Origin of the sequence: Kosakonia sp. WA-90, assembly GCF_039871955.1 — a bacterium.
GTDB classification, from domain to species: domain Bacteria; phylum Pseudomonadota; class Gammaproteobacteria; order Enterobacterales; family Enterobacteriaceae; genus Kosakonia; species Kosakonia oryzendophytica.
On record NZ_JBDPLJ010000002.1, the window covers coordinates 103395 to 122695 of the forward strand.

The following is a 19301-nucleotide window of genomic DNA, read 5'->3' on the forward strand; positions in this document are numbered from 1 at the left end:
GCGCGTTATAAAATTGCCAGTACCTGCTCCGGCGGGCGACCAATCCGCGCTTTACCGTTGGCAATCACAATCGGGCGTTCAATCAGCTTCGGATTCTCCACCAGTGCCTGAACCAGTGCTTCCTCTGACAGCGTACTGTCGCCAAGTTTCAATTCTTTATAAAGATCTTCTTTTGTTCGCATCAGTTCCCGTGCGCTGGACATCCCCAGCATCTGCAATAACCTACGCACGGTTGCCGCATCCGGCGGCGTTTCCAGATAGAGCACCACATCCGGCTCTACGCCGTTTTCTTTCAGCAGGTTCAGCGTCTCACGGCTCTTTGAGCAACGCGGGTTATGGTAAATTTGTACGCCGTCTGACATCTTTTCTCCTTATTACATCTTCTGATACGGTTTGAAACGCTGCTGCATCTGCCGTAGCTGATCAATTCGCGCATCGTAACGCGCCTGTTGCAGGCTGCCGAGTTTCACCTGCGCGCTGGCGTTACTCAGTAAGCTTATCGCCTGATCCAGTTTACCCACCAGTGCCAGACCTTCCGCCCGCGCAGCAAGTTCCTGATCGCGGTGATTCAGCGCGGCTTCGGTCTGCGCCAGCAAATCCCAGCCGTTCACATCCTCTTTATTACTGAAGGTATAACGGTTCAGGATGCGCTCTGCTTCTGCGGGCTGACCGCCTTCGAGCAAGGCATTCGCCAGGTTGAGCTGCAATACCGGGTTGGTTTTTACCTCACGGGCGGCATTCAGACGCTTAATGGCATCGGCGCTTTTGTGCTGGCCTAAATCGATGTCGGTTGCCAGGTCGAGGAACCAGGCATTGTCAGGATCGGCGCTGAGCAGCGGTTGCAGGTTTTTGGCGGCATCAGCGTAGTTTTTCGCATCCATCGCCTGCAACGCCCGGCCATATTGTGCGGCGCGCTGCTCACGCACATTGCCTTTCGCCCAGGCGTCAAGCTGGTCGCTGGTCAACTGATTGCGCCCGGAATTGTACATTCCTAACGCCCTGGCTTTCGCCATATAAAACGCCTCGGAGGATTGCACCACCACCGGACGCATCTGGTTGGCGCGGTTGCGGGCATCCGAGAGACGGCTTTCCGGTAAGGGGTGCGTCAGCAGAATTTCCGGCGGACGGGTGGAGTAACGCGACTGGTCGAGGAGTTTTTCCAGAAAGGTAGGCATCGCCTGTGGATCGAAACCGGCGCGTTGCAGTACCTGAATCCCAATACGGTCTGCTTCCTGTTCGTTCTGCTGAGTAAAGCTGATCATCCCTTGCTGCGTACCCGCCAGCGTACCGGTTAACGCCGCCATCCCGGCTTGCGGGCTGGCCATTGCCAGCAGAATTGAGCCGAGCGCTCCGGCCCAGGTCAACGGTGCGCTGCGTTTTTGATCTTCCATCGCGCGCGCCAGGTGGCGTTGCGTAACGTGAGAAATTTCATGTGCCATAACCGATGCGAGCTGGCTCTCGTTGTCCGCGTAGCGGAACAGGGCGGAGTGCAGCACGACATTGCCGCCAAAAAAGGCGAAGGCGTTAATTTCGTCGTTATTGACGAGATAAAAATGGAAGGGCGTTTTTACTGAGTCCGCATGGGCTACCAGACGCATCCCCAGCCCGTTGATGTACTGAACCAGTAGCGGGTCGTTAATCAGCGGCGCGCTGCCTCGCAACTGGCGAACATAGTAGTCGCCCATTTGCATCTCCTGTCCGATGGAGAGCGTGCTTCCGGCGGATGTTCCCATATCCGGCAGGCTGTCTGCCGAATCTGCAAACGCCATGGTTATCGGGCCTGTGGCAAGTGCAGCAATAAGGGTGGCGACCAGCGTGCGTTTCAACTGCCTGAACATAACCTCTTCCTGTGTTTGGGGGGTAGTATTATGACCGGTGTTCGGGGTCTTCGTTCCGGTTTTCCCGCTTTGCGAGTGTAGCCGCGTTGGCAGGTGAAGAAAATCCCATTCAGCAGAATGTTATGTTTCCCCGAAAGGATACGAAAAGCGAAGTCTTTTTTGTGACATTTCGATACAATTCCACTCCTTAACTCCCGCCAACGAGGCTCAAGAAAAAACGTTATGCTCGAAATGTTGATGCAGTGGTATCGCCGCCGTTTTAGCGATCCGGAGGCAATTGCACTGCTGGTCATTCTCCTTGCGGGTTTCTGTATCCTCTTCTTTTTTAGCGGCCTGCTTGCGCCCCTGTTGGTGGCGCTGGTCATCGCCTATCTGCTGGAGTGGCCCACCGCGCGTCTGCAACGCATCGGCTGTTCGCGCAGCTTTGCTGCCACGCTGGTATTGATGATGTTTGTCGGCATTCTGCTGGTGATGGCGTTTGTGGTCATGCCCGTAGCCTGGCAGCAGGGCATCAATCTGATCCGTGATATGCCCGGCATGTTGAACAAACTCTCTGATTTTGCCGCGACTCTGCCGCGTCGTTACCCGGCGTTGATGGATGCCGGCATTATCGATGCGATGGCGGAGAATATGCGTTCACGTATGTTGACGATGGGCGACTCCGTGGTCAAATACTCCCTTGCCTCGCTGGTCGGACTGTTAACGCTGGCGGTTTACCTGGTACTGGTGCCGTTGATGGTCTTCTTCCTTGTTAAGGATAAAGAGCAGCTTCTTAATGCTGTGCGCCGTATACTGCCGCGCAATCGCGGGTTGGCGGGGCAGGTATGGAAGGAGATGAACCAGCAGATCACCAACTATATCCGCGGTAAAGCGCTGGAGATGGTGGTGGTCGGTGTCGCCACGTGGATTGGCTTTATTCTGTTTGGTCTCAACTACTCCTTGTTGCTGGCGGTGCTGGTGGGCTTCTCGGTACTGATCCCTTACATCGGTGCGTTTGTGGTGACCATTCCGGTCATTGGCGTGGCGCTGTTCCAGTTTGGCCTGGGTACCGAGTTCTGGAGCTGTTTCGCGGTCTATTTAATTATCCAGGCACTGGATGGCAACCTGCTGGTGCCGGTGCTGTTTTCTGAAGCGGTCAACCTGCACCCGTTGGTGATCATCCTGTCGGTGATCATTTTCGGCGGGCTGTGGGGATTCTGGGGCGTTTTCTTCGCCATTCCTCTCGCCACGCTGATCAAAGCGGTGATCCACGCCTGGCCGGACTCACCGGCTATCGAAGAGTAAAGATGCCGGGCGGTGCACGCAGCGCCGCCCGGAAGTCGAATTAATGTGCAGCGTTCTGGTTGCGCAGATAGATAATCCAGTAGGTGATGCCCACCAACAGCCCGCCACCGATAATATTCCCAATCGTCACCGGGATCAGATTGGCGGTAATAAAGTTGCCGACGGTCAGCGCCGGGAAATTATCCGGCGAGGTATGTACGGCGCTCCAGAAGCCCTCTGGCGCAAAATCGCGAATGATGATCGCCAGTGGGATCAGAAACATATTGGCGATACTGTGTTCAAAGCCGCTGGCGACAAACATGCCGATCGGCAACAGCATCGCCATCACTTTATCCGTGAGCGTATGGCCGGAGTAACTCATCCATACTGCCAGGCAGACCATCAAATTGCACAGTGTCCCCAGACAGACCGCCTCAATAAACGTGTGGTGCATTTTATGATCGGCAGTTTGCAGCACATTCAATCCCCATAGCCCGTTGCCGTTCATGGTCTGACCGGCAAACCAAATCAGCGCAACAAAAAACAGCGCGCCTGTCAGGTTGCCAAAATAGACGATGATCCAGTTGACGATCAGTTGCCGCCAGCTCACCAGCCCACTGGCTTTTGCCATTACCGTCAGCACAGTGGAAGTAAACAGGTCGGCGCCACAGACCACCACCAGTATTAACCCAAGGGAAAAACAGAGTCCGCCCGCCAGTTTTGCCAGCGCGCTGGCGGGGGCCGGCCCGCTGGTGACGGTGATATAGAACACAAACGCAATCGAGATAAATACCCCTGCCGTGACCGCGAGAAAAAACGACAGCTCTTTCTTTTTAGTGACTTTATACAGACCAGATTGTTCGGCGACTTTTGCCATTTCCGCAGGAAGTCGCAGGTCAAACGCGTTGCCGGTATCCATTTGATTCTCCTGATTCAATGCACATAAGTGAGATACCCGCGGTCATATGCATAGCGCATACCAGCGGTAATCGGGAGATCGTTAACGACTTCACATAACGGAGGAAGGGTTACAGCACTTCGCGCACGGCAATACCGAGGCGCTGCATGCGGGATAACAGGGTAGTGCGTTTCATTCCGAGTTTCGAGGCGGCACCGCGCGGCCCGGCGACAATACCGTTGGTTTCTCGCAGCACCTGGATGATCCGCTGGCGTTCTTCTTCGTCATTTTCCGGCGGCTCCGGATGCATCATCTCCGCCACTTTTGGCAGGGTAAACGGGAAGGGATCGTGTGCCACGGGCTGTACCATGCTTACCGGTTGAGCATGCAAATGCAGACTCAGGGTATTGTCGCGCGCCAGCAGTACAGCGCGTTCAATCACATTTTCCAGTTCGCGCACGTTGCCGGGCCACTCATAGCGCATCAACTGGCGCATCGTGTCCGGAGGAATGGTGTCGATAGTGCGGTTTAAGCGGCGCGCCAGTTTTTGTGTGAAGTAGCGTGCCAGTAGAGGGATGTCGTCCGGTCGCTCACGCAAGGGGGGCAGCACCAGCGGGAACACGTTCAGGCGGTAGAAGAGATCGTTGCGAAATTCCCGGTCAATTACCATCTGGCGCAGGTCGCGGTTGGTGGCGGCTATCACCCGTACGTTGACCGGGATGGTGCGGGTGCCGCCAATGCGTTCGATCTCCCGCTCCTGTAATACACGCAGCAGCTTCGGTTGCAGTTCGAGGGGCATATCGCCAATTTCATCCAGAAACAGCGTCCCTTCATCGGCCATTTCAAAACGCCCGCGGTGGGCATTTATCGCGCCGGTAAACGCCCCTTTGTCGTGACCAAACAGCTCGCTTTCCAGCAGGCTGGCGGGAATGGCGGCGCAGTTTATTTTCACCAGCGGTTTGTCTTTACGTGGACTCATCTGATGCAGGGCGCGGGCGATGATCTCTTTGCCTGTTCCTGTCTCGCCGAGGATCAATACGGTGCTGTCGCTCAGCGCCACAATGTTGACCTGCTGGAGCACGTCGCGCATTGCATCGCTCTGGTAAATGATGTCGCCGAAGCTCTGGCTGGAGAAGATTTGCTCGTTCAGCTTACGGTTTTCACTGTTCAGGTTCTCTTTCAGATGCGTGACCTGGCGATACGCGTCGGCATTATCGACGGCGATGCCAATTCTGTCGGCGATCTGTTGCAGCAATCGACAGTTTTGCTCATTAAAAACGCTGTTATCCCGATGCGACAGCAGCAGGACGCCAGTGGATTTATGGCTGAACGCCAGCGGTAAAATCAGCGCAGCGTCCAGTTCCTGAACCGCCAGTTGCTGTAATACCGGATCGTTTTGCCAGAGCGCTTCATCCTGCTCCCGGCGCAGTAAAGCGCTGCGATGGTCGTTCAGCGCCGCCAGTAGCAACGGGCTTTCATTACGCAGCGGGTACTGTTCGGTACCCGGCGGGCAGGTGGGAAAGTGGGTGGCATGGCAAATCAACTGGCGTGCGTGCAGGGTGTCGCGCAGGACGATACGGACATTATCAATACCGAAAAAACGATGGATCTCCCGGGAAACATCAGCAACCAGTTCATCAAGATCAAGGTGCGACAACACCGAGTTGGTGATATCCACCAACACCCGGTCGTGATCGCGCTCTTCCTGGAGCTGTGCCACCGACTGGCTCAGTTGCGCTCGCGAGCACTGCTCTTCCAGCGCCTGAGTCGCCAGCCGCGCCAGCCATGCGAACATGGCGTTGTCGGCGTCATTAAATACGCCATTGTCGGTGCGCACAAAACGCAGCTCCACAACCTCGCCCTCATTAAGCAGGGCGATATGCACTGAACTGTCGCTGATTTTTCCGTTGTAGGCATGATCGCTGCACTCGACGCTGCCATCATCGAAGCAGCGCCAGAAGTGCGTGTTATTGAGACATAATTCGATGTACTGGATGGGGCTGAAGGGGGGCGGCAGCGGGATAAATGCCCGAAGTAGTGAAGCCTGCAAATTATCTTGTAAGATCATGGATACGTCGCCCTTCCAGATTTACCCGCTATCCCTCAAAGTGAGTATGGATAGTACAATATCCCCTATTTTCGTAGTGTTACAAGCTTCACGTATAAGTCATCGTCCTGGCATTAATTGCCTGAATACCCCTAATTGAGCACCCGCACCATCAGATAGAGTGCCGGTTCATGGGCCATATCCTGCAAATGTTGCACTATTTGCAGGCTCCATCCCCGCCACGGCTCGGGGGCGGTTTTCGACAGTGCAGCAAACGCGGGCGCCAGTGTGTCAATGTGGCTGGCATCTATGATGATTTCGCCAAAGGTCAGCAGCCCCTGCATTTTGCGCCGCTCGGTTCCTTCTTCCAGCAGCGTCAGCCATTGCTGGTAGTCGGTGAGCGAACACTCCAGCACAACGTTCAGGCAATCAATCACCCCGACGTGATGGCCAATCGCCAGCGAGTAATACATGACCTGGCGACTCTTCTCTTCCAGCTCCACGCTGTCATCGACAAACTTTTGCCGCAGTGCCCAGAACATGACTTTTGCCGGATTGTCAGACATGGCTGCGCTCCAGGACCTGCATCAGTTGCTGCACAATCGCCGTCAGTCGCGGATCGTCAGCCTGCTGAAGCCAGGCGTTAACGCGTGCCGTGCTCTGGTTCGGATCGCCATTGCTCAACAGTGTAAACAGGCGATCGGCGATTTCACGCCCCTGACGGTATCCCGCCAGTTGCCGCGCTTCTCTCTCCATAGTCACGCGCAGTGCCAGTGGCAGGGAGGGCCAGCGTACGCTGGCGACTTCGTTGACTGCTTGCTGGTGGTCAACCGCGTGCAGTTTTTGCTCCAGTAAACCCAATGCAACCGCAAAACCATGAATGGTCGCCGCCGGGGTGGGTGGACAGCCAGGGATCCACACGTCAATGGGCACGATGGTGTCGCTGCCGCCCCACACGCAGTAAAGATCGTGAAAAATCCCGCCGCCCACGCCGCATGCGCCATAAGAGATGGCGATTTTATGATCCGGAGCCGCCTCCCAGGCGCGCAGGGCTGGCATACGCATGGCGCGCGTGACTGCGCCGGTAAACAGCAAAATGTCGGCATGGCGCGGTGACGCTACCACCTTGATACCAAAACGCTCCGCATCAAACAGCGGGGTGATAGCGGCGAAGATTTCGATTTCACAGCCGTTACAGCCACCGCAGTCAACGCGGTAAACATAGGCGGAGCGCTGGATGTCGCGCAGTAGCAATTGTTTGATTTTCTGTGCCGATTCATCAAGCTGAACCGGCTGGCTGACATGCTGGGTCAGCACCTTGAGATCGGAACTCATGCTTGCTCCTCAAGATAGTAATGAACATTGACACTGCCGCGGTGCTCCAGTGCGTCGCGACGTCGGCACGCCGGGCAAATAGAGGCCTGAGCGCGGAGTGTGTCGGCAAGTTCAGGGGCATTCTGATTGAGGGTCAGCAACTCCACCGCCAGCGCAACGGATTTCTCCGGTGCGAAAGGCACACCGCACCTGCTACAGTGCTGCAAGCGAAAAGTGGCCCGCACGTACAAATCCGCTTTGTTGGTCACTGCCAGTTCAAACTCTTCAGAGAGGTGGATAGCGCGTGTCGGGCACACCTCTTCGCAGCGTCCGCAATAAATACAGCGGCCAATAAACAGTTGCCAGGTGCGGCTGTTCTCGTCGGCGAGGGTTTCCATGGTTAGCGCATTCGCCGGGCAGGCGGTCGTGCAGGCCCCACAGGCGATGCACTGCTGGGGATCCAGCTCCGGTTTACCGCGAAATCCCGGGCAAACCTCCAGCGGCGCGAACGGGTATTTCACCGTGACTTCGCCCGCCCTGAGGATGGTTTTCAACAATTTCAGCATCGTTTCTTTCCTTACTTCAGCGGCGAATGGCGACGTTCAATGCCGTAACGTTCGATCTCTTTATAGGGCACCGTGGTCGATTTACGTTTGCGCACGTCGACCAGCGTGACCCGGTCGGTACAGGAGTAACAGGGATCGAGACTGCCGATAATCAATGGCGCATCGGAAACGGTATTGCCGCGCAGCATATAGCGCAGCACCGGCCAGTTAGCGTAGGTCGCCGCACGGCAACGCCAGCGATACAGCTTCTGGTTATCACCCAGCATGCTCCAGTGCACATCTTCGCCACGCGGCGCTTCAACATAGCCGAGGGCGAACTTATGCGGCTGATAGCTGAAGCCTTCTGTGAGCAACGGGGTATCAGGCAGGTTATCGAGGGCAAACTCGATCATCGAAAGCGAGTCGAACACCTCTTTTACCCGCACCATCACGCGGGAGAACACGTCGCCATCCGGCCAGGTGAACAGGGTTTTGGGCAGGCTACCGTAATCGGCATAGGGATGATCGAAGCGTAAATCGCGGGCGAAACCGCTGCCGCGGATCAGCGGGCCGACCGGGCTGTAATCCCGCGCGACCTGACGATCAAGCACACCAACGCCCTGGGTGCGCTGCGCCATGTTGGGCGTGGAGAGCAGCATATCCACCAGTTGTGAGACTTCCGCGCGCATCTCTTTCACCAATTGAATGGTCTTCACGCGCTGCTCTTTCAGGATGTCACGACGGATGCCGCCAATCAGGTTAAGACCGTAGGTTTTACGCGAGCCGGTCAGCAACTCCGCCATGGTCATTGATTTTTCACGGATGCGGAAAAACTGCATAAACCCGGTATCGAAGCCGACAAAGTGGCTGGAAAGGCCGATATTCAGCAGATGGCTGTGCAGGCGCTCCACTTCCAGTAGCACTGAGCGGATGGTGTGCGCACGTTGTGGCACAACGATGCCGAGGGCATTTTCCACCGAAGTGGTATAGGCCACGCTGTGGGCAAACCCGCAAATCCCGCACACCCTGTCCGAGAGGAACGTGACCTCGTTATAGCCCATCCGGGTTTCCGCCAGTTTTTCCATACCGCGGTGCACATAGAACAGACGGTAGTCGGCATCGACAATCCGTTCCCCGTCAACGAACAGACGAAAGTGACCGGGTTCATCAGAGGTAATGTGCAGCGGCCCAATGGGGACAATGCGCGCCGAGCTGCCGCCATCGTTAACAAACGAGTAGTTTTCCGTCTCGCTGGTGGGTTCCGGACGCAGGCGGTAATCCATGGTGTCTTTGCGCAGCGGATGCAAATCATCCGGCCAGTCATCTGGCAGCACCAGCCTGCGTTGATCCGGCAGACCCACCGGGATCAGACCATACATATCGCGGATTTCGCGCTCGCCCCATACCACCGCCGGTACGCGTGGCGTCACCGACGGGAACTCACGGGTTTGCGCGTCCACCAGCGCTTTGACGACGATCCAGCACTTTTCCGCCCCTTCCATCGACAGGGCGTAATAGACCGCGTAGTGGCCGTTCAGGGTCCGTTCATCATTACCAAACAGCACCGGAAGCCAGCCGTCATGCTGGTAGTAAAGATAGTGCACAATATCCGGCAACAGATTGAGTTTCACCGTAATGGTGACCTGTTCAAAGGTCTGACGCTCTTCATCCAGCACCGCGCCGGGGAACTGTTGTTTTAATGCAGCAAGACAGGCTGTGCCGCGGGGTTGTTGCAGATTCACACTGGCTAAATAACTCACTTTCACTCTCCCTGAACACGCGGTGACGTTACGGGCGCGGCGGTGGTCTCAAACGAGGCCCACAGCCAGCTAAATGGGGTGGATGGTTGATCGTTGCCGGACAGAACAAGGCTGGACGCGTTGGCCAGTAAGCGGCTGACTGGCTGCGGAATATGCGTTCCCATCACCAGCATCATCACCAGTAAAATCACCATTGGCAGGGTAGTCAGCCAGCCGAGTTCACCGGTGGCGACTTGCTGCGGCGGCGTCGCGAACAGCGCTTTGGCGACCATGCGCACCAGCCCACCGAGCACCAGCGTAAGCAACAGCAACAGCACGATAGTGACGACCAGGTGCTCCGCCGCCAGGCCTGCGGTGACGGTCATAAACTCGCTAAGAAAGATGTTAAAGGGGGGCATGCCGCCCAGCGCCAGTGCGCCGCCGCCAAGCAGTACCGCCGTAAACGGCATCACTTTTAGCATGCCGCACACCACATCCAGGTTGCGGGTGCCGTATTTCAACAGCACATTACCTGAACCGCAGAACAGCAATGTTTTGGCCAGACTGTGGTTCAGCGTATGCAGCAACGCCGCCAGAATACCGAGCGGTCCGCCAATACCCAGCGCCACCGCCACCAGCCCCATGTTCTCGACGCTGGAGTAGGCCAGCAGGCGTTTCATATCCTGTTGCACGAGGATAAAGAACGCCGCCACCGCCACCGACAGCATGCCAAATATCAGCAGCAGCCTGTTCGGGAAGGTATCGCCAATCGCATGGCAGATGATGATGTAATAACGGATCAATACCAGCAGCGCGCAGTTCAGCAACACCGCCGATAGCAGGGCGCTGACCGGACTGGGGGCTTCACTGTGCGCATCCGGCAGCCAGGCATGCATCGGGAACAGGCCGGTTTTGGTGCCGAAGCCTATCAGCACAAAGACGAAAGCCAGCACCATTAACGTCGGATCCAGTTTGCTGCTCTCTTTCAGCACTTCGGTCCAGAAAATCGCATGATCCGGCTGTGCCATAAAACTGGCAGCGTTGGCATAAACCAGCACCGTGCCGAACAGGCCAAACGCAACGCCAACGGTACAGATAATGATGTATTTCCATGCGGCTTCCAGCGACGAACGCTGACCGTAAATTCCCACCAGAAACGCCGAACTGAGGGTAGTGGCTTCAATGGCCGCCCACATCACAATCAGGTTATTGCTGGTGACCACCAGCAACATGGTGAACAAAAACAGGTGAAAGAAGCCATAATAGTTGCACAGCGTGGGAACGGTGATTTCGCCGTGATCCACCTCATGGCGCATATAACCTATGGAGTAGAGACCGGTAAGAAAACCGATAATGCCCAGCAATGACAGGAATAACCCGCTGAGGCTGTCAATGTGCAGCCAGCGATGTGCCGCGAAAATTTCACCTTCGCCTACCGCCTCCGCTACCGTCCACAGGGCAATAAACAATAGGATAGTGATCCCAAACGTGTGGACAGTGGTCACCAGATTACGGGCTGCTGCGCCGCTCAGGCGACAGGTGAAACAGAGCACGGAGACCACCAGCGGCGTCAGCAGCAACAGCGTGAACATCAAGGCATGACTCATGGCGTTACCCCTTCAGCGCGGTGAGATTGTTAACATCCAGCGTGCCGTGGGTACGCCAGATTTTGCGCGCCAGCAACGCCATCACGATCACGGCAAAAATGGCATCTGTGGCGATGCCAATCTCTACCAGCTCCGGTGCACGCCAGGCCAGCAGTGCCAGCACCAGATGCGAGCCGTTTTCCATCAGGCAGTAGCCAAACACCTGACGCAGGATGTTGCGCTGGCTAATGATGCACAGTAACCCCAGTAGAAAATGACCAAGGGCAACCGCCAGCGCCGGTTTCAGTTGCGCGACTATCGGCAACTGCACCGGGCGCACCACAAACCAGCACAGCAGTACGATGGCAGCGGCCATCAGCACCAACGCGGCCGGGCCGAACAGTCTGCCGCCTTCGCCATCAGGCGCCATTTTGCGAAACGCATAACCCATGATCAGCGGCACCAGCAGCACCTTGGTGAAAAAGGCGCTAAACGACCACATCAGCAACTGCTCTGCATGGAGTAACTGCGAGAGGGTAAAAAAGAGGGACACCAGCACCAGCGATTGCAGGGCATACAACCAGCAGGAGACGGAATAGCGTCTGGCGCAGGTGACCAGCAGCGAGGTAAACATCATCAACCCCGCCAGATTGTTGACTATCAATGTTCCGGTCATCATCGACTCCCTTATCCAAGCCACGCCGAAGCAATCACGCTTGAGCACAGCGACATCACAATCAGAACCACCAGCACCAGCTGCATGGCGTAGGGCAGTGGCGCGGCCTGCGCCACCTCTTCGCTGGGTTCACCCGGTACCACACGCCCGAACCAGTAAATAAACCAGCCGAAGCTGGCGACCGATTCCACCAGCGCCAGTATCATCACCGGCAGCAGAATCGGGTACTGGCTGGAAAGGGAGAACCCGGCGGCAAAGAGCGGAAACTTACTGAAGAAACCGTTGAAAGGTGGAACGCCGGTGATCGCCAGGGCGGCCACGCAAAAGCCGATGCCTGCCAGCGGCAGTGTGTGCATCACGCCGCGCAAACGTGGCAGCAGACGGGTGCCACAGCTGTAGCTGAGCGCGCCGGCAACGAGGAAGAACAGGCTTTTAGCGAACGCATGGTTGAAGATGTAAACAATCCCCGCGTTGAACGCCATCTTCGAACCGAAGGTAGAAAGCGACAAGGCAAGGAACATCCACGCCAGCTGCGAGATGGTCGACCATGCCAGTAAGCGCTTCATGTCTTTTTGCGGCAGGTACATTAAAAAGCCGTACACCAGCGTCAGGGTCGCCATTCCCACGCCAACCCAACTTATAACATGAGGAATTTCACCGCCCTCAGCGATGGCGCGGGCAAAAATATAGACGCCGACCTTCACCATTGACGCGGCATGTAAGTACGCACTGACCGGGGTTGGCGCTTCCATGGCGTCCGGCAGCCAGGCCTGCAACGGCAACTGGGCTGATTTACCCCATGCGGCAAAGAGGATGCCGCCATACACCAGATACGCAGCTGGGCCCTGTAACTGGCTGATGGCGCTCAGTGCAAAGGTGCCGGTATTGAGAAACAGCGTGGCGGCCGCCAGATACAAACCCAGTGACCCGACGTGGGTGATAAGCAGCGCTTTCATCGCTGAGCGCTGGGCTTTTTCACTCTGGTAGTAGCTGATCAGCGCCCAGGAACATCCGCCGGTGATTTCGAAAAACAGCAATTGCCCCAGCAGCGTGGAGGAGAGCACCAGACCGGACATCGCACCGATAAAAATCAGTAAAAACGCGTAGTAACGGTTGCTGCCGTCATGCGGATGCTCGCGGTTGCCGCGGGTCAGGTAACCGGTGGAGTAGAGCGCTACCAGCAGGCCGAGAAATACCACTACAAACAGAATCAACGTGCTGATGCGGTCAACCTGCAAACCGAACAGCGCCACCCGTCCTGCCGCCAATAGCGGGATGTCGACGGTTTCGCTGCCCGCAGTGTAGAAATTCAGCGCCAGCGAAAGCGTTGCAACGGTCGCCAGCAGCGCAAACAGGGTCGCCAGTCGCGGAGCGGTTTGCCGGGGCGCCAGAGAGACGACCAGCGCGCCAACAAAGGGCAACAGCAGCGTCGTCAGAGCGAGAGTTTCCATAATGTTCCAGTGCTCCTTACAAACCGGTTAGCCAGAGAACGTATGACAGCGCAGCCAGACTGAAGCCGAGCCAGGTCAGGTGATGCGTCAGCAAAAAGCGACCGCGCGCCAGCGCGTTTTCCACCAGCGACGCCAGCGTGAACACCACCAGCAGTTTGAGCAGCGTGATGACCAGCGACAACACCATTGCGCCGATGCTCAGGGTGACGGCATTACCAAAAGGGAAAAACAGCGCGAGGAACAGGGAGGCCATCACCACTTGTTTCAGGCCCACGCCCCATTTCACCAGCGCCAGGCCCGCACCGGAGTATTCGGTGAGCGGCCCTTCCTGCAACTCTTGTTCGGCTTCCGCCACATCGAAGGGGATCTTGCCCATCTCGATAAAACAGGCGAACCCACAAGCCAGCAATGCCAGCAACGTCGCTACCGGGGAGATCCAGCCCGCCGCCAGCGTCGTGCTGATAGTGCTGATGTTGGTGGAACCGGCCAGCAGGGCCAGCACCAGTAACGAGAGGATCAACATCGGTTCAACCAGAATGCCCAACGTCAGCTCGCGGCTGGCGCCAAGCCCGGAGAAGGGGCTGCCGGTATCCAGCCCGGAGAGCGCAAAGAAGAAACGGAACAGGGCGAAGAGGTAAATTAAGGTGATCAAATCGCCCGCACCGGCGAAAGGCGAGGTGCGAATAAACAGCGGCAGGGTCATCGCCACCAGCAACATGCTGCTGAGCAGCACCCACGGCATGGCGCGAAACATCAGCCCGGATGAGGCTGGTGCGACCGCCTGGCGCTTCAGCAGTTTTTGTAAGTCGCGGTAATCCTGCAAGATGCCCGGCCCGCGGCGGGAGTGCATGCGTGCGCGGATCTGGCGGGAAATACCGGTAAATAGCGGGGTCAGCGCCAGCAGCAGAATTGCCTGACAAAGGGCGAAGACCCCCATTGACCATGCAGACGTCTGTTCTAACATTGTCTTTTCTCCTTACAGCGCAATCGTCAGCAACAGGGCCACCAGCGCGGCGATCATATACAGGCAGTAGAGCCGGAAATCTCCGCTTTGCAGATGCTGTACAACCTGTGCAATGCGCCGGGTGATACGCACCAACGGGCGGATAATTTTCTCGTCCCAGAACGGTTCCGTGCGGGTTGCCGCCTGGGTAATGCCGCCAAGGCTTCGCTGGAGCGGTTGCGCCGGATCGAGCTGTTGGCGCAGGCGATAGAGCGGGCCGAACATCACCCGTAATGGTTGGGTGAAACTGCCTGCCGACGGGGCCATGCCTTTTTCCCACGCGTAACCGCAAGCCCAGGCATCACCACTGCGGCGATATGCCCCGCGCGTCTGGCGATTGACATACCACAATACGGCGGGCAGCAGTGGCAGCACTAACAACAACAGGAACACCGTCGATGGTGTGAGCATGGCTTGCTGCACATCGCCGGGAATCAGCGTTGCGCCCTGGGCCACCGCCAGCGTGGCGGGAGGGGTTAACGTAAGGACAATCTGCATCAGATGCGGCGCAACAACGCTCGCGCCGACGCCGGTCAATACGCACAGTAGCGCCAGCGCACACATGGCGACGACCATCGGCCAGGGCACTTCCCGCGCCTGATCGGCTTTTTCGCTGCGGGGATTGCCGCAAAAACTGACACCGTACACTTTGACAAAGCACATTGCTGCCAGCGCCCCGGTGATCGCCAGCATCACGATGGCAATCGGGCCGGCAAGGCGTGGAATGATGGCGTCAATGCGGGTCAGTGAAAACAGAGACTGATAGGTGTACCACTCGCTGATAAACCCGTTGAGCGGCGGCATGGCGGAAATGGCGAGACACCCCACCAGAAATGCGCCTGCTGTCCACGGCATGCGTTTGGCCAGCGCGCCCATTTTCTCCATATCGCGTGTATGCAGACGATAGATAATGGCCCCGGAACCGAGAAACAGCAGTCCTTTGAACAGCGCGTGGTTAAGCAGGTGAAACAGAGCGCCCAATAAGCCGACGGCGGCGATCACCGGCTGGTGCAGCGCAATGCCCGCCATACCGACACCCACGCCCATCAGGATAATGCCGATGTTCTCAACGGTGTGCCACGCCAGCAGGCGTTTGATATCGTGTTCCGCCAGGGCGTACAGCACGCCCAGCACCGAAGAGACCGCGCCAAACGCCAGCACCAGTACGCCCCACCACAACGGAATGCCGCTATGACCAAGCAGATCGATGCCGACTTTGATGATGCCGAAAATACCGATTTTAACCATCACACCGGACATCAGTGCCGAGGCATGCGAAGGCGCTGCCGGGTGTGCACGCGGTAACCAACTGTGTAACGGCAACATCCCCGCTTTTGCGCCGAAGCCAAAGAAGGCCAGCAGGAAGACCGCCGATGCCGTGCCGGGCGTCAGCGATAAGGTGCGGAAGCTGGCAAAATCCAGGCTGGCGCTCTGCCGCCACATCAGGAAGAAGGCGATCATGATCAGCACGGAACCGGCATGGGCAATAAAGAAGTAAAGCAGCCCGGCGTGAATCGACTCTTCATCCTGGTCGGTGATCACCAGGAACCACGACGCGAGGGACATCATTTCAAACAGCACGATGAACCAGAAGGCGTTATCCATCACCACCAGCCCGACCATTGAGGCGATAAACAGGTTCATAAAGAATCCCATCGCCCCAGGTCCTTTGCCGAGATACTCACGCACATAAGAGAGGGAGTAGAGTCCGCAGAACGTGACCAGCAGGGAGATCACCAGCACCATAAAGGCGCTGAGGCTGTCCATGCGGACAACGAAATGCGCAAAGCTGAACGGACCTGCGGCCTGCCAGCTTAAGGGTTCTCCAACGCTGAGCGCTGCCAGCGCGCTGAGTACGCCAAGCGCGCCGCCGATCATCGCGGAAATCCCCGCGACCTTGATCGCCAGCGCTTGTTGGCGGGCAAGCAACAGTGAGGCGACCCCGCCGGCAACGTATAGCACAATTGACCACATCAGTAATTGCAGGGCATCCATTAGCGTTGCTCCGACGATGAGGGAAGGGAAGCAAAAGTCAGATCTGTCGAACTGAGGGCGGCCAGCTCTCTGCGTGTTTTGAGCTGTTTATGCAGGGAGACGTCGGTCACCAGATGCAGCGCGTTTGTTGGGCAGGCGCGCACGCAGGAAGGTCCCTCAGGCAGGAAGTGGCACAGATCGCATTTCACAGCGATGGTTTGCACACCTGCGTTCCAGCGTAAAAAGGGGTGATCCGTTTGCGCACTGCCGGGGACATCCCGTAATTGCTCCTCAGGAATGTGGTGCTCGTAGCGGGCGGGAATATTCAGTGGACGACTGCCGGACGGAGTGATGGCGCCGAAGGGGCACACCAACCCACACAATTTGCAGCCAATACACAGCGTTTCATTGAGATACACAGCGTCATCCTGAAACGAAATGGCGTTGACCGGGCACACCTGTTTGCAGGGGGCATCGTCGCAGTGGCGGCAGAGAACCGGTGCGGTTTGGGTTTCCGTTCGCACCAGCGTCAACCGGGGATGCTGCTGCAACCCCTGAATTTTATGCACATCCGAACACGCAGCAAGGCAGGTATTGCATCCTATACACCACTCGGGATTGGCAATCACAAAGCGGTTCATGTCGGCTCCTTGAAAGAAAAGCTAAAACGTTGAGCCTGCTTAAGCATAAGATGTGCCAGGATTAAAATTGATTAAATTTCAATTGGTTGTATTTAATTGCGGCGTGAGGGCGAACAAAAGTGATGGTCAGGTCAGAACGAAAAATAACCTGTCGACACGAGTGACGAGCGGGGAAAACAAAATGTGATGGAGTTCAAATATTGCAGTGAAGGTGGAGGGCGACCCGGTCGGGCAGCCCTAAGAGGAAGGTGTGGCGATCAGGCGTTTTCTTTCAGCCAGGCGAGCACAATATCGTGGTGATTGCTGGTTTTGAAATCATCAAACACATGCTCGACTTTACCGTCAGCATCAATAAGGAAGCTGATACGGTGGATGCCGTCATAGGTTTTGCCCATAAACGACTTTTCACCCCAGACGCCAAATGCTTCGCAGACCTGATGGTCTTCATCAGAAAGCAGCGTAAAGTTGAGCAGCTCTTTTTCGGCGAAACGGGAGAGTTTTTCTGGCTTGTCGGTGCTGATACCCAGCACTTCCACACCCGCTTTCTTTAACTCATCCATGTTATCGCGCAGGCCGCAAGCCTGGACAGTACAGCCTGGTGTCATGGCTTTCGGGTAGAAATAGACCAGAACACGCTGTCCCTGGAAGTCGGCCAAATTTACTTGTTCTCCGTCTTGATCCGGCAAGCTAAATTTCGGTGCAATATCACCGGCTTTCAGTGGATTCATTACTTAACTCCATCCTGTTCATCATGCTGTGAATAGTTGACGATGTTTATACTGCCTTGTGCGTTCAGTTCTGTACATAGGGCTTTGAACGCCTGGTCAATATTTGATGCGTCTTGCGACGCCGGACTATGCGCTGTTATCTGAATAAACAGCTGTGGTGCGCCCGCGTCATTGCCAGGCTGTGTGCGGGAAACCAGCTCCGCGATATTCATCGCGTGTGCATCAAAAAGCGCGGTAAAACGCTCAATCAGATGCGGCGAATCAGGGACTTCAACCTGCACCCAAACGGTGGCTGGCATTTCAGGGCGCGGGCGGGCTTCGGTGCGTTTCATAACGATCAGCAAATCCAGTTCAGCACCTTTCAGCGGCAACGTCGATTCAATGAGCGTAATGGCGTTCCATGACCCGGAAAGCAGCATAATGAACGTGAACTCTTCCCCCAGCATGGCCAGACGGCTGTCTTCAATATTACAGCCGCAGCTACTGACGTGGCGTGTGATTGTGTTCACAATGCCAGGCCTGTCGGCCCCCAGCGCAGTGATAACCAAAAAATGTTGTGATGAGGCTGTCAAACCTGTGCTTCCTGTCAAACATGAGGTAATCATAAGGAAAGCATAAAAAAAACCGGCATACAACCGCCACAGAGCCTCAGGTCTCTTGCTTTTCTTACAGCACCGCACGTACCATTGAGAATCTTGTTTGCACAGAGGATGGCCCATGTTCACGGGAAGTATTGTCGCGCTTGTCACGCCGATGGATTCGCAAGGTAAAGTCTGCCGGTCAAGCCTGAAAAAACTGATTGATTATCATGTCGCCAATGGAACCTCGGCGATTGTTTCGGTAGGGACTACCGGTGAATCCGCCACGCTGAGCCACGATGAACACGGCGATGTGGTTATGCTGACCCTGGAGCTGGCTGACGGGCGCATCCCGATTATTGCCGGAACAGGTGCAAATGCAACCGCAGAGGCCATCAGCCTGACGCAACGTTTTAACGACAGCGGCGTAGTGGGCTGCCTGACCGTTACCCCTTATTACAATCGCCCGACTCAGGAAGGCCTGTTCCAGCATTTTAAAGCCATCGCTGAACATACTGACCTGCCGCAAATTCTGTATAATGTGCCGTCGCGCACCGGCTGCGATATGCTGCCGGAAACCGTGGGTCGTCTGGCGAAAATTAAAAATATTATCGGTATTAAAGAAGCAACAGGGAACTTAAGTCGCGTTCACCAGATCAAAGAGCTGGTTTCAGATGACTTTATCCTGCTGAGCGGCGACGATGCCACTGCGATGGACTTTATGCAGCTTGGCGGTCACGGTGTGATTTCCGTTACCAGCAACGTAGCGGCGCGCGATATGGCCGATATGTGCAAACTGGCGGCTCAAGGGCATTATGCCGAAGCGCGCGTGATCAACCAGCGTCTGATGCCGTTACACAACAAACTATTTGTCGAACCCAATCCGATCCCGGTCAAATGGGCATGTAAGGAGTTGGGACTTGTAGCAACCGATACGCTGCGTCTGCCGATGACGCCTATCACCGACCACGGTCGTGAGGTTGTCCGCGCAGCGCTTAAGCATGCCGGTTTGCTGTAAAG

General features: G+C 56.4%; 18 protein-coding genes. 2 read left to right on the top strand and 16 right to left on the bottom strand.

Annotated elements, in window-relative coordinates:
* Positions 1 to 5 precede the first annotated feature (5 nt).
* Positions 6 to 362, bottom strand: a complete 357-nt coding sequence (arsC, locus tag ABGA49_RS03750) for an arsenate reductase (glutaredoxin) (protein WP_088238198.1) — start codon at positions 360 to 362, stop codon at positions 6 to 8.
* Positions 363 to 374: 12 nt separating this feature from the next.
* Complete coding sequence (gene bepA / locus ABGA49_RS03755; protein ID WP_061493746.1) at positions 375 to 1838, bottom strand: beta-barrel assembly-enhancing protease; 1464 nt, start codon at positions 1836 to 1838, stop codon at positions 375 to 377.
* A gap of 222 nt (positions 1839 to 2060) precedes the next feature.
* On the opposite strand from bepA, the gene ABGA49_RS03760 reads away from it, so the two are divergent.
* Positions 2061 to 3122, top strand: coding sequence for an AI-2E family transporter (locus ABGA49_RS03760; RefSeq protein WP_061493747.1), 1062 nt, complete (start codon positions 2061 to 2063; stop codon positions 3120 to 3122).
* Between the two features lie 40 nt (positions 3123 to 3162).
* On the opposite strand, the gene focA is transcribed toward ABGA49_RS03760, so the two are convergent.
* The 14 genes from focA to ABGA49_RS03830 all read right to left on the bottom strand — a co-directional run bounded on the left by focA (position 3163) and on the right by ABGA49_RS03830 (position 18275).
* Positions 3163 to 4020 (bottom strand): formate transporter FocA, encoded by an 858-nt coding sequence (gene focA / locus ABGA49_RS03765; protein ID WP_061493748.1) that lies wholly within the window; start codon positions 4018 to 4020, stop codon positions 3163 to 3165.
* A 109-nt stretch (positions 4021 to 4129) separates the two neighbouring features.
* The gene (locus ABGA49_RS03770; protein ID WP_082794143.1) at positions 4130 to 6067 is read right to left on the bottom strand and encodes a sigma 54-interacting transcriptional regulator; all 1938 of its coding nucleotides are present in this window, start codon (positions 6065 to 6067) and stop codon (positions 4130 to 4132) included.
* A gap of 131 nt (positions 6068 to 6198) precedes the next feature.
* Entirely contained in the window at positions 6199 to 6612 is a 414-nt protein-coding gene (locus ABGA49_RS03775; protein ID WP_347665156.1) for a formate hydrogenlyase maturation HycH family protein, read from the bottom strand.
* Positions 6605 to 7381, bottom strand: a complete 777-nt coding sequence (locus tag ABGA49_RS03780; protein WP_061493751.1) for an NADH-quinone oxidoreductase subunit B family protein — start codon at positions 7379 to 7381, stop codon at positions 6605 to 6607. The genes ABGA49_RS03775 and ABGA49_RS03780 overlap by 8 nt, the downstream gene beginning before the upstream one ends.
* Positions 7378 to 7926, bottom strand: a complete 549-nt coding sequence (hyfH, locus tag ABGA49_RS03785) for a hydrogenase 4 subunit H (protein ID WP_061493752.1) — start codon at positions 7924 to 7926, stop codon at positions 7378 to 7380. The genes ABGA49_RS03780 and hyfH overlap by 4 nt, the downstream gene beginning before the upstream one ends.
* 11 nt (positions 7927 to 7937) lie before the next feature.
* Entirely contained in the window at positions 7938 to 9647 is a 1710-nt protein-coding gene (locus tag ABGA49_RS03790) for a hydrogenase large subunit (protein WP_347665323.1), read from the bottom strand.
* A gap of 20 nt (positions 9648 to 9667) precedes the next feature.
* Entirely contained in the window at positions 9668 to 11251 is a 1584-nt protein-coding gene (gene hyfF, locus ABGA49_RS03795) for a hydrogenase 4 subunit F (RefSeq protein ID WP_061493754.1), read from the bottom strand.
* Between the two features lie 4 nt (positions 11252 to 11255).
* Positions 11256 to 11906: a hydrogenase 4 membrane subunit gene (hyfE, locus tag ABGA49_RS03800; protein ID WP_088238194.1), complete on the bottom strand. Its 651-nt coding sequence runs from the start codon at positions 11904 to 11906 to the stop codon at positions 11256 to 11258.
* A gap of 11 nt (positions 11907 to 11917) precedes the next feature.
* On the bottom strand, positions 11918 to 13357 hold the full coding sequence (locus tag ABGA49_RS03805; protein ID WP_347665157.1) for a hydrogenase 4 subunit D: 1440 nt from the start codon (positions 13355 to 13357) through the stop codon (positions 11918 to 11920).
* A 16-nt stretch (positions 13358 to 13373) separates the two neighbouring features.
* On the bottom strand, positions 13374 to 14321 hold the full coding sequence (locus ABGA49_RS03810; protein WP_061493757.1) for a respiratory chain complex I subunit 1 family protein: 948 nt from the start codon (positions 14319 to 14321) through the stop codon (positions 13374 to 13376).
* Positions 14322 to 14333: 12 nt separating this feature from the next.
* Positions 14334 to 16355, bottom strand: coding sequence for a hydrogenase 4 subunit B (hyfB, locus tag ABGA49_RS03815; RefSeq protein WP_061493758.1), 2022 nt, complete (start codon positions 16353 to 16355; stop codon positions 14334 to 14336).
* Complete coding sequence (locus tag ABGA49_RS03820; RefSeq protein ID WP_061493759.1) at positions 16355 to 16975, bottom strand: 4Fe-4S dicluster domain-containing protein; 621 nt, start codon at positions 16973 to 16975, stop codon at positions 16355 to 16357. Before ABGA49_RS03820 ends, hyfB begins: the two co-directional genes overlap by 1 nt.
* A gap of 257 nt (positions 16976 to 17232) precedes the next feature.
* Positions 17233 to 17703: a thioredoxin-dependent thiol peroxidase gene (gene bcp / locus ABGA49_RS03825; protein WP_061493760.1), complete on the bottom strand. Its 471-nt coding sequence runs from the start codon at positions 17701 to 17703 to the stop codon at positions 17233 to 17235.
* Positions 17703 to 18275: a glycine cleavage system transcriptional repressor gene (locus ABGA49_RS03830; protein WP_061493761.1), complete on the bottom strand. Its 573-nt coding sequence runs from the start codon at positions 18273 to 18275 to the stop codon at positions 17703 to 17705. The genes bcp and ABGA49_RS03830 overlap by 1 nt, the downstream gene beginning before the upstream one ends.
* 145 nt (positions 18276 to 18420) lie before the next feature.
* Here ABGA49_RS03830 and dapA point away from each other — a divergent pair, with 145 nt between their 5' ends.
* Positions 18421 to 19299 (top strand): 4-hydroxy-tetrahydrodipicolinate synthase, encoded by an 879-nt coding sequence (dapA, locus tag ABGA49_RS03835; protein ID WP_061493762.1) that lies wholly within the window; start codon positions 18421 to 18423, stop codon positions 19297 to 19299.
* The last annotated feature ends 2 nt before the right edge of the window (positions 19300 to 19301 follow it).

Bases quoted from the DNA above. Each gene is read 5' to 3' on its own strand.
- focA (WP_061493748.1), bottom strand. From the start codon at position 4,020: ATGGATACCGGCAACGCGTTTGACCTGCGACTTCCTGCGGAAATGGCA.
- ABGA49_RS03780 (WP_061493751.1), bottom strand. From the start codon at position 7,381: ATGAGTTCCGATCTCAAGGTGCTGACCCAGCATGTCAGCCAGCCGGTT.
- ABGA49_RS03775 (WP_347665156.1), bottom strand. From the start codon at position 6,612: ATGTCTGACAATCCGGCAAAAGTCATGTTCTGGGCACTGCGGCAAAAG.
- ABGA49_RS03805 (WP_347665157.1), bottom strand. From the start codon at position 13,357: ATGGAAACTCTCGCTCTGACGACGCTGCTGTTGCCCTTTGTTGGCGCG.
- hyfB (WP_061493758.1), bottom strand. From the start codon at position 16,355: ATGGATGCCCTGCAATTACTGATGTGGTCAATTGTGCTATACGTTGCC.
- ABGA49_RS03820 (WP_061493759.1), bottom strand. From the start codon at position 16,975: ATGAACCGCTTTGTGATTGCCAATCCCGAGTGGTGTATAGGATGCAAT.
- bcp (WP_061493760.1), bottom strand. From the start codon at position 17,703: ATGAATCCACTGAAAGCCGGTGATATTGCACCGAAATTTAGCTTGCCG.
- dapA (WP_061493762.1), top strand. From the start codon at position 18,421: ATGTTCACGGGAAGTATTGTCGCGCTTGTCACGCCGATGGATTCGCAA.
- arsC (WP_088238198.1), bottom strand. From the start codon at position 362: ATGTCAGACGGCGTACAAATTTACCATAACCCGCGTTGCTCAAAGAGC.
- hyfH (WP_061493752.1), bottom strand. From the start codon at position 7,926: ATGCTGAAATTGTTGAAAACCATCCTCAGGGCGGGCGAAGTCACGGTG.
- hyfF (WP_061493754.1), bottom strand. From the start codon at position 11,251: ATGAGTCATGCCTTGATGTTCACGCTGTTGCTGCTGACGCCGCTGGTG.
- ABGA49_RS03770 (WP_082794143.1), bottom strand. From the start codon at position 6,067: ATGATCTTACAAGATAATTTGCAGGCTTCACTACTTCGGGCATTTATC.
- ABGA49_RS03760 (WP_061493747.1), top strand. From the start codon at position 2,061: ATGCTCGAAATGTTGATGCAGTGGTATCGCCGCCGTTTTAGCGATCCG.
- bepA (WP_061493746.1), bottom strand. From the start codon at position 1,838: ATGTTCAGGCAGTTGAAACGCACGCTGGTCGCCACCCTTATTGCTGCA.
- ABGA49_RS03810 (WP_061493757.1), bottom strand. From the start codon at position 14,321: ATGTTAGAACAGACGTCTGCATGGTCAATGGGGGTCTTCGCCCTTTGT.
- hyfE (WP_088238194.1), bottom strand. From the start codon at position 11,906: ATGACCGGAACATTGATAGTCAACAATCTGGCGGGGTTGATGATGTTT.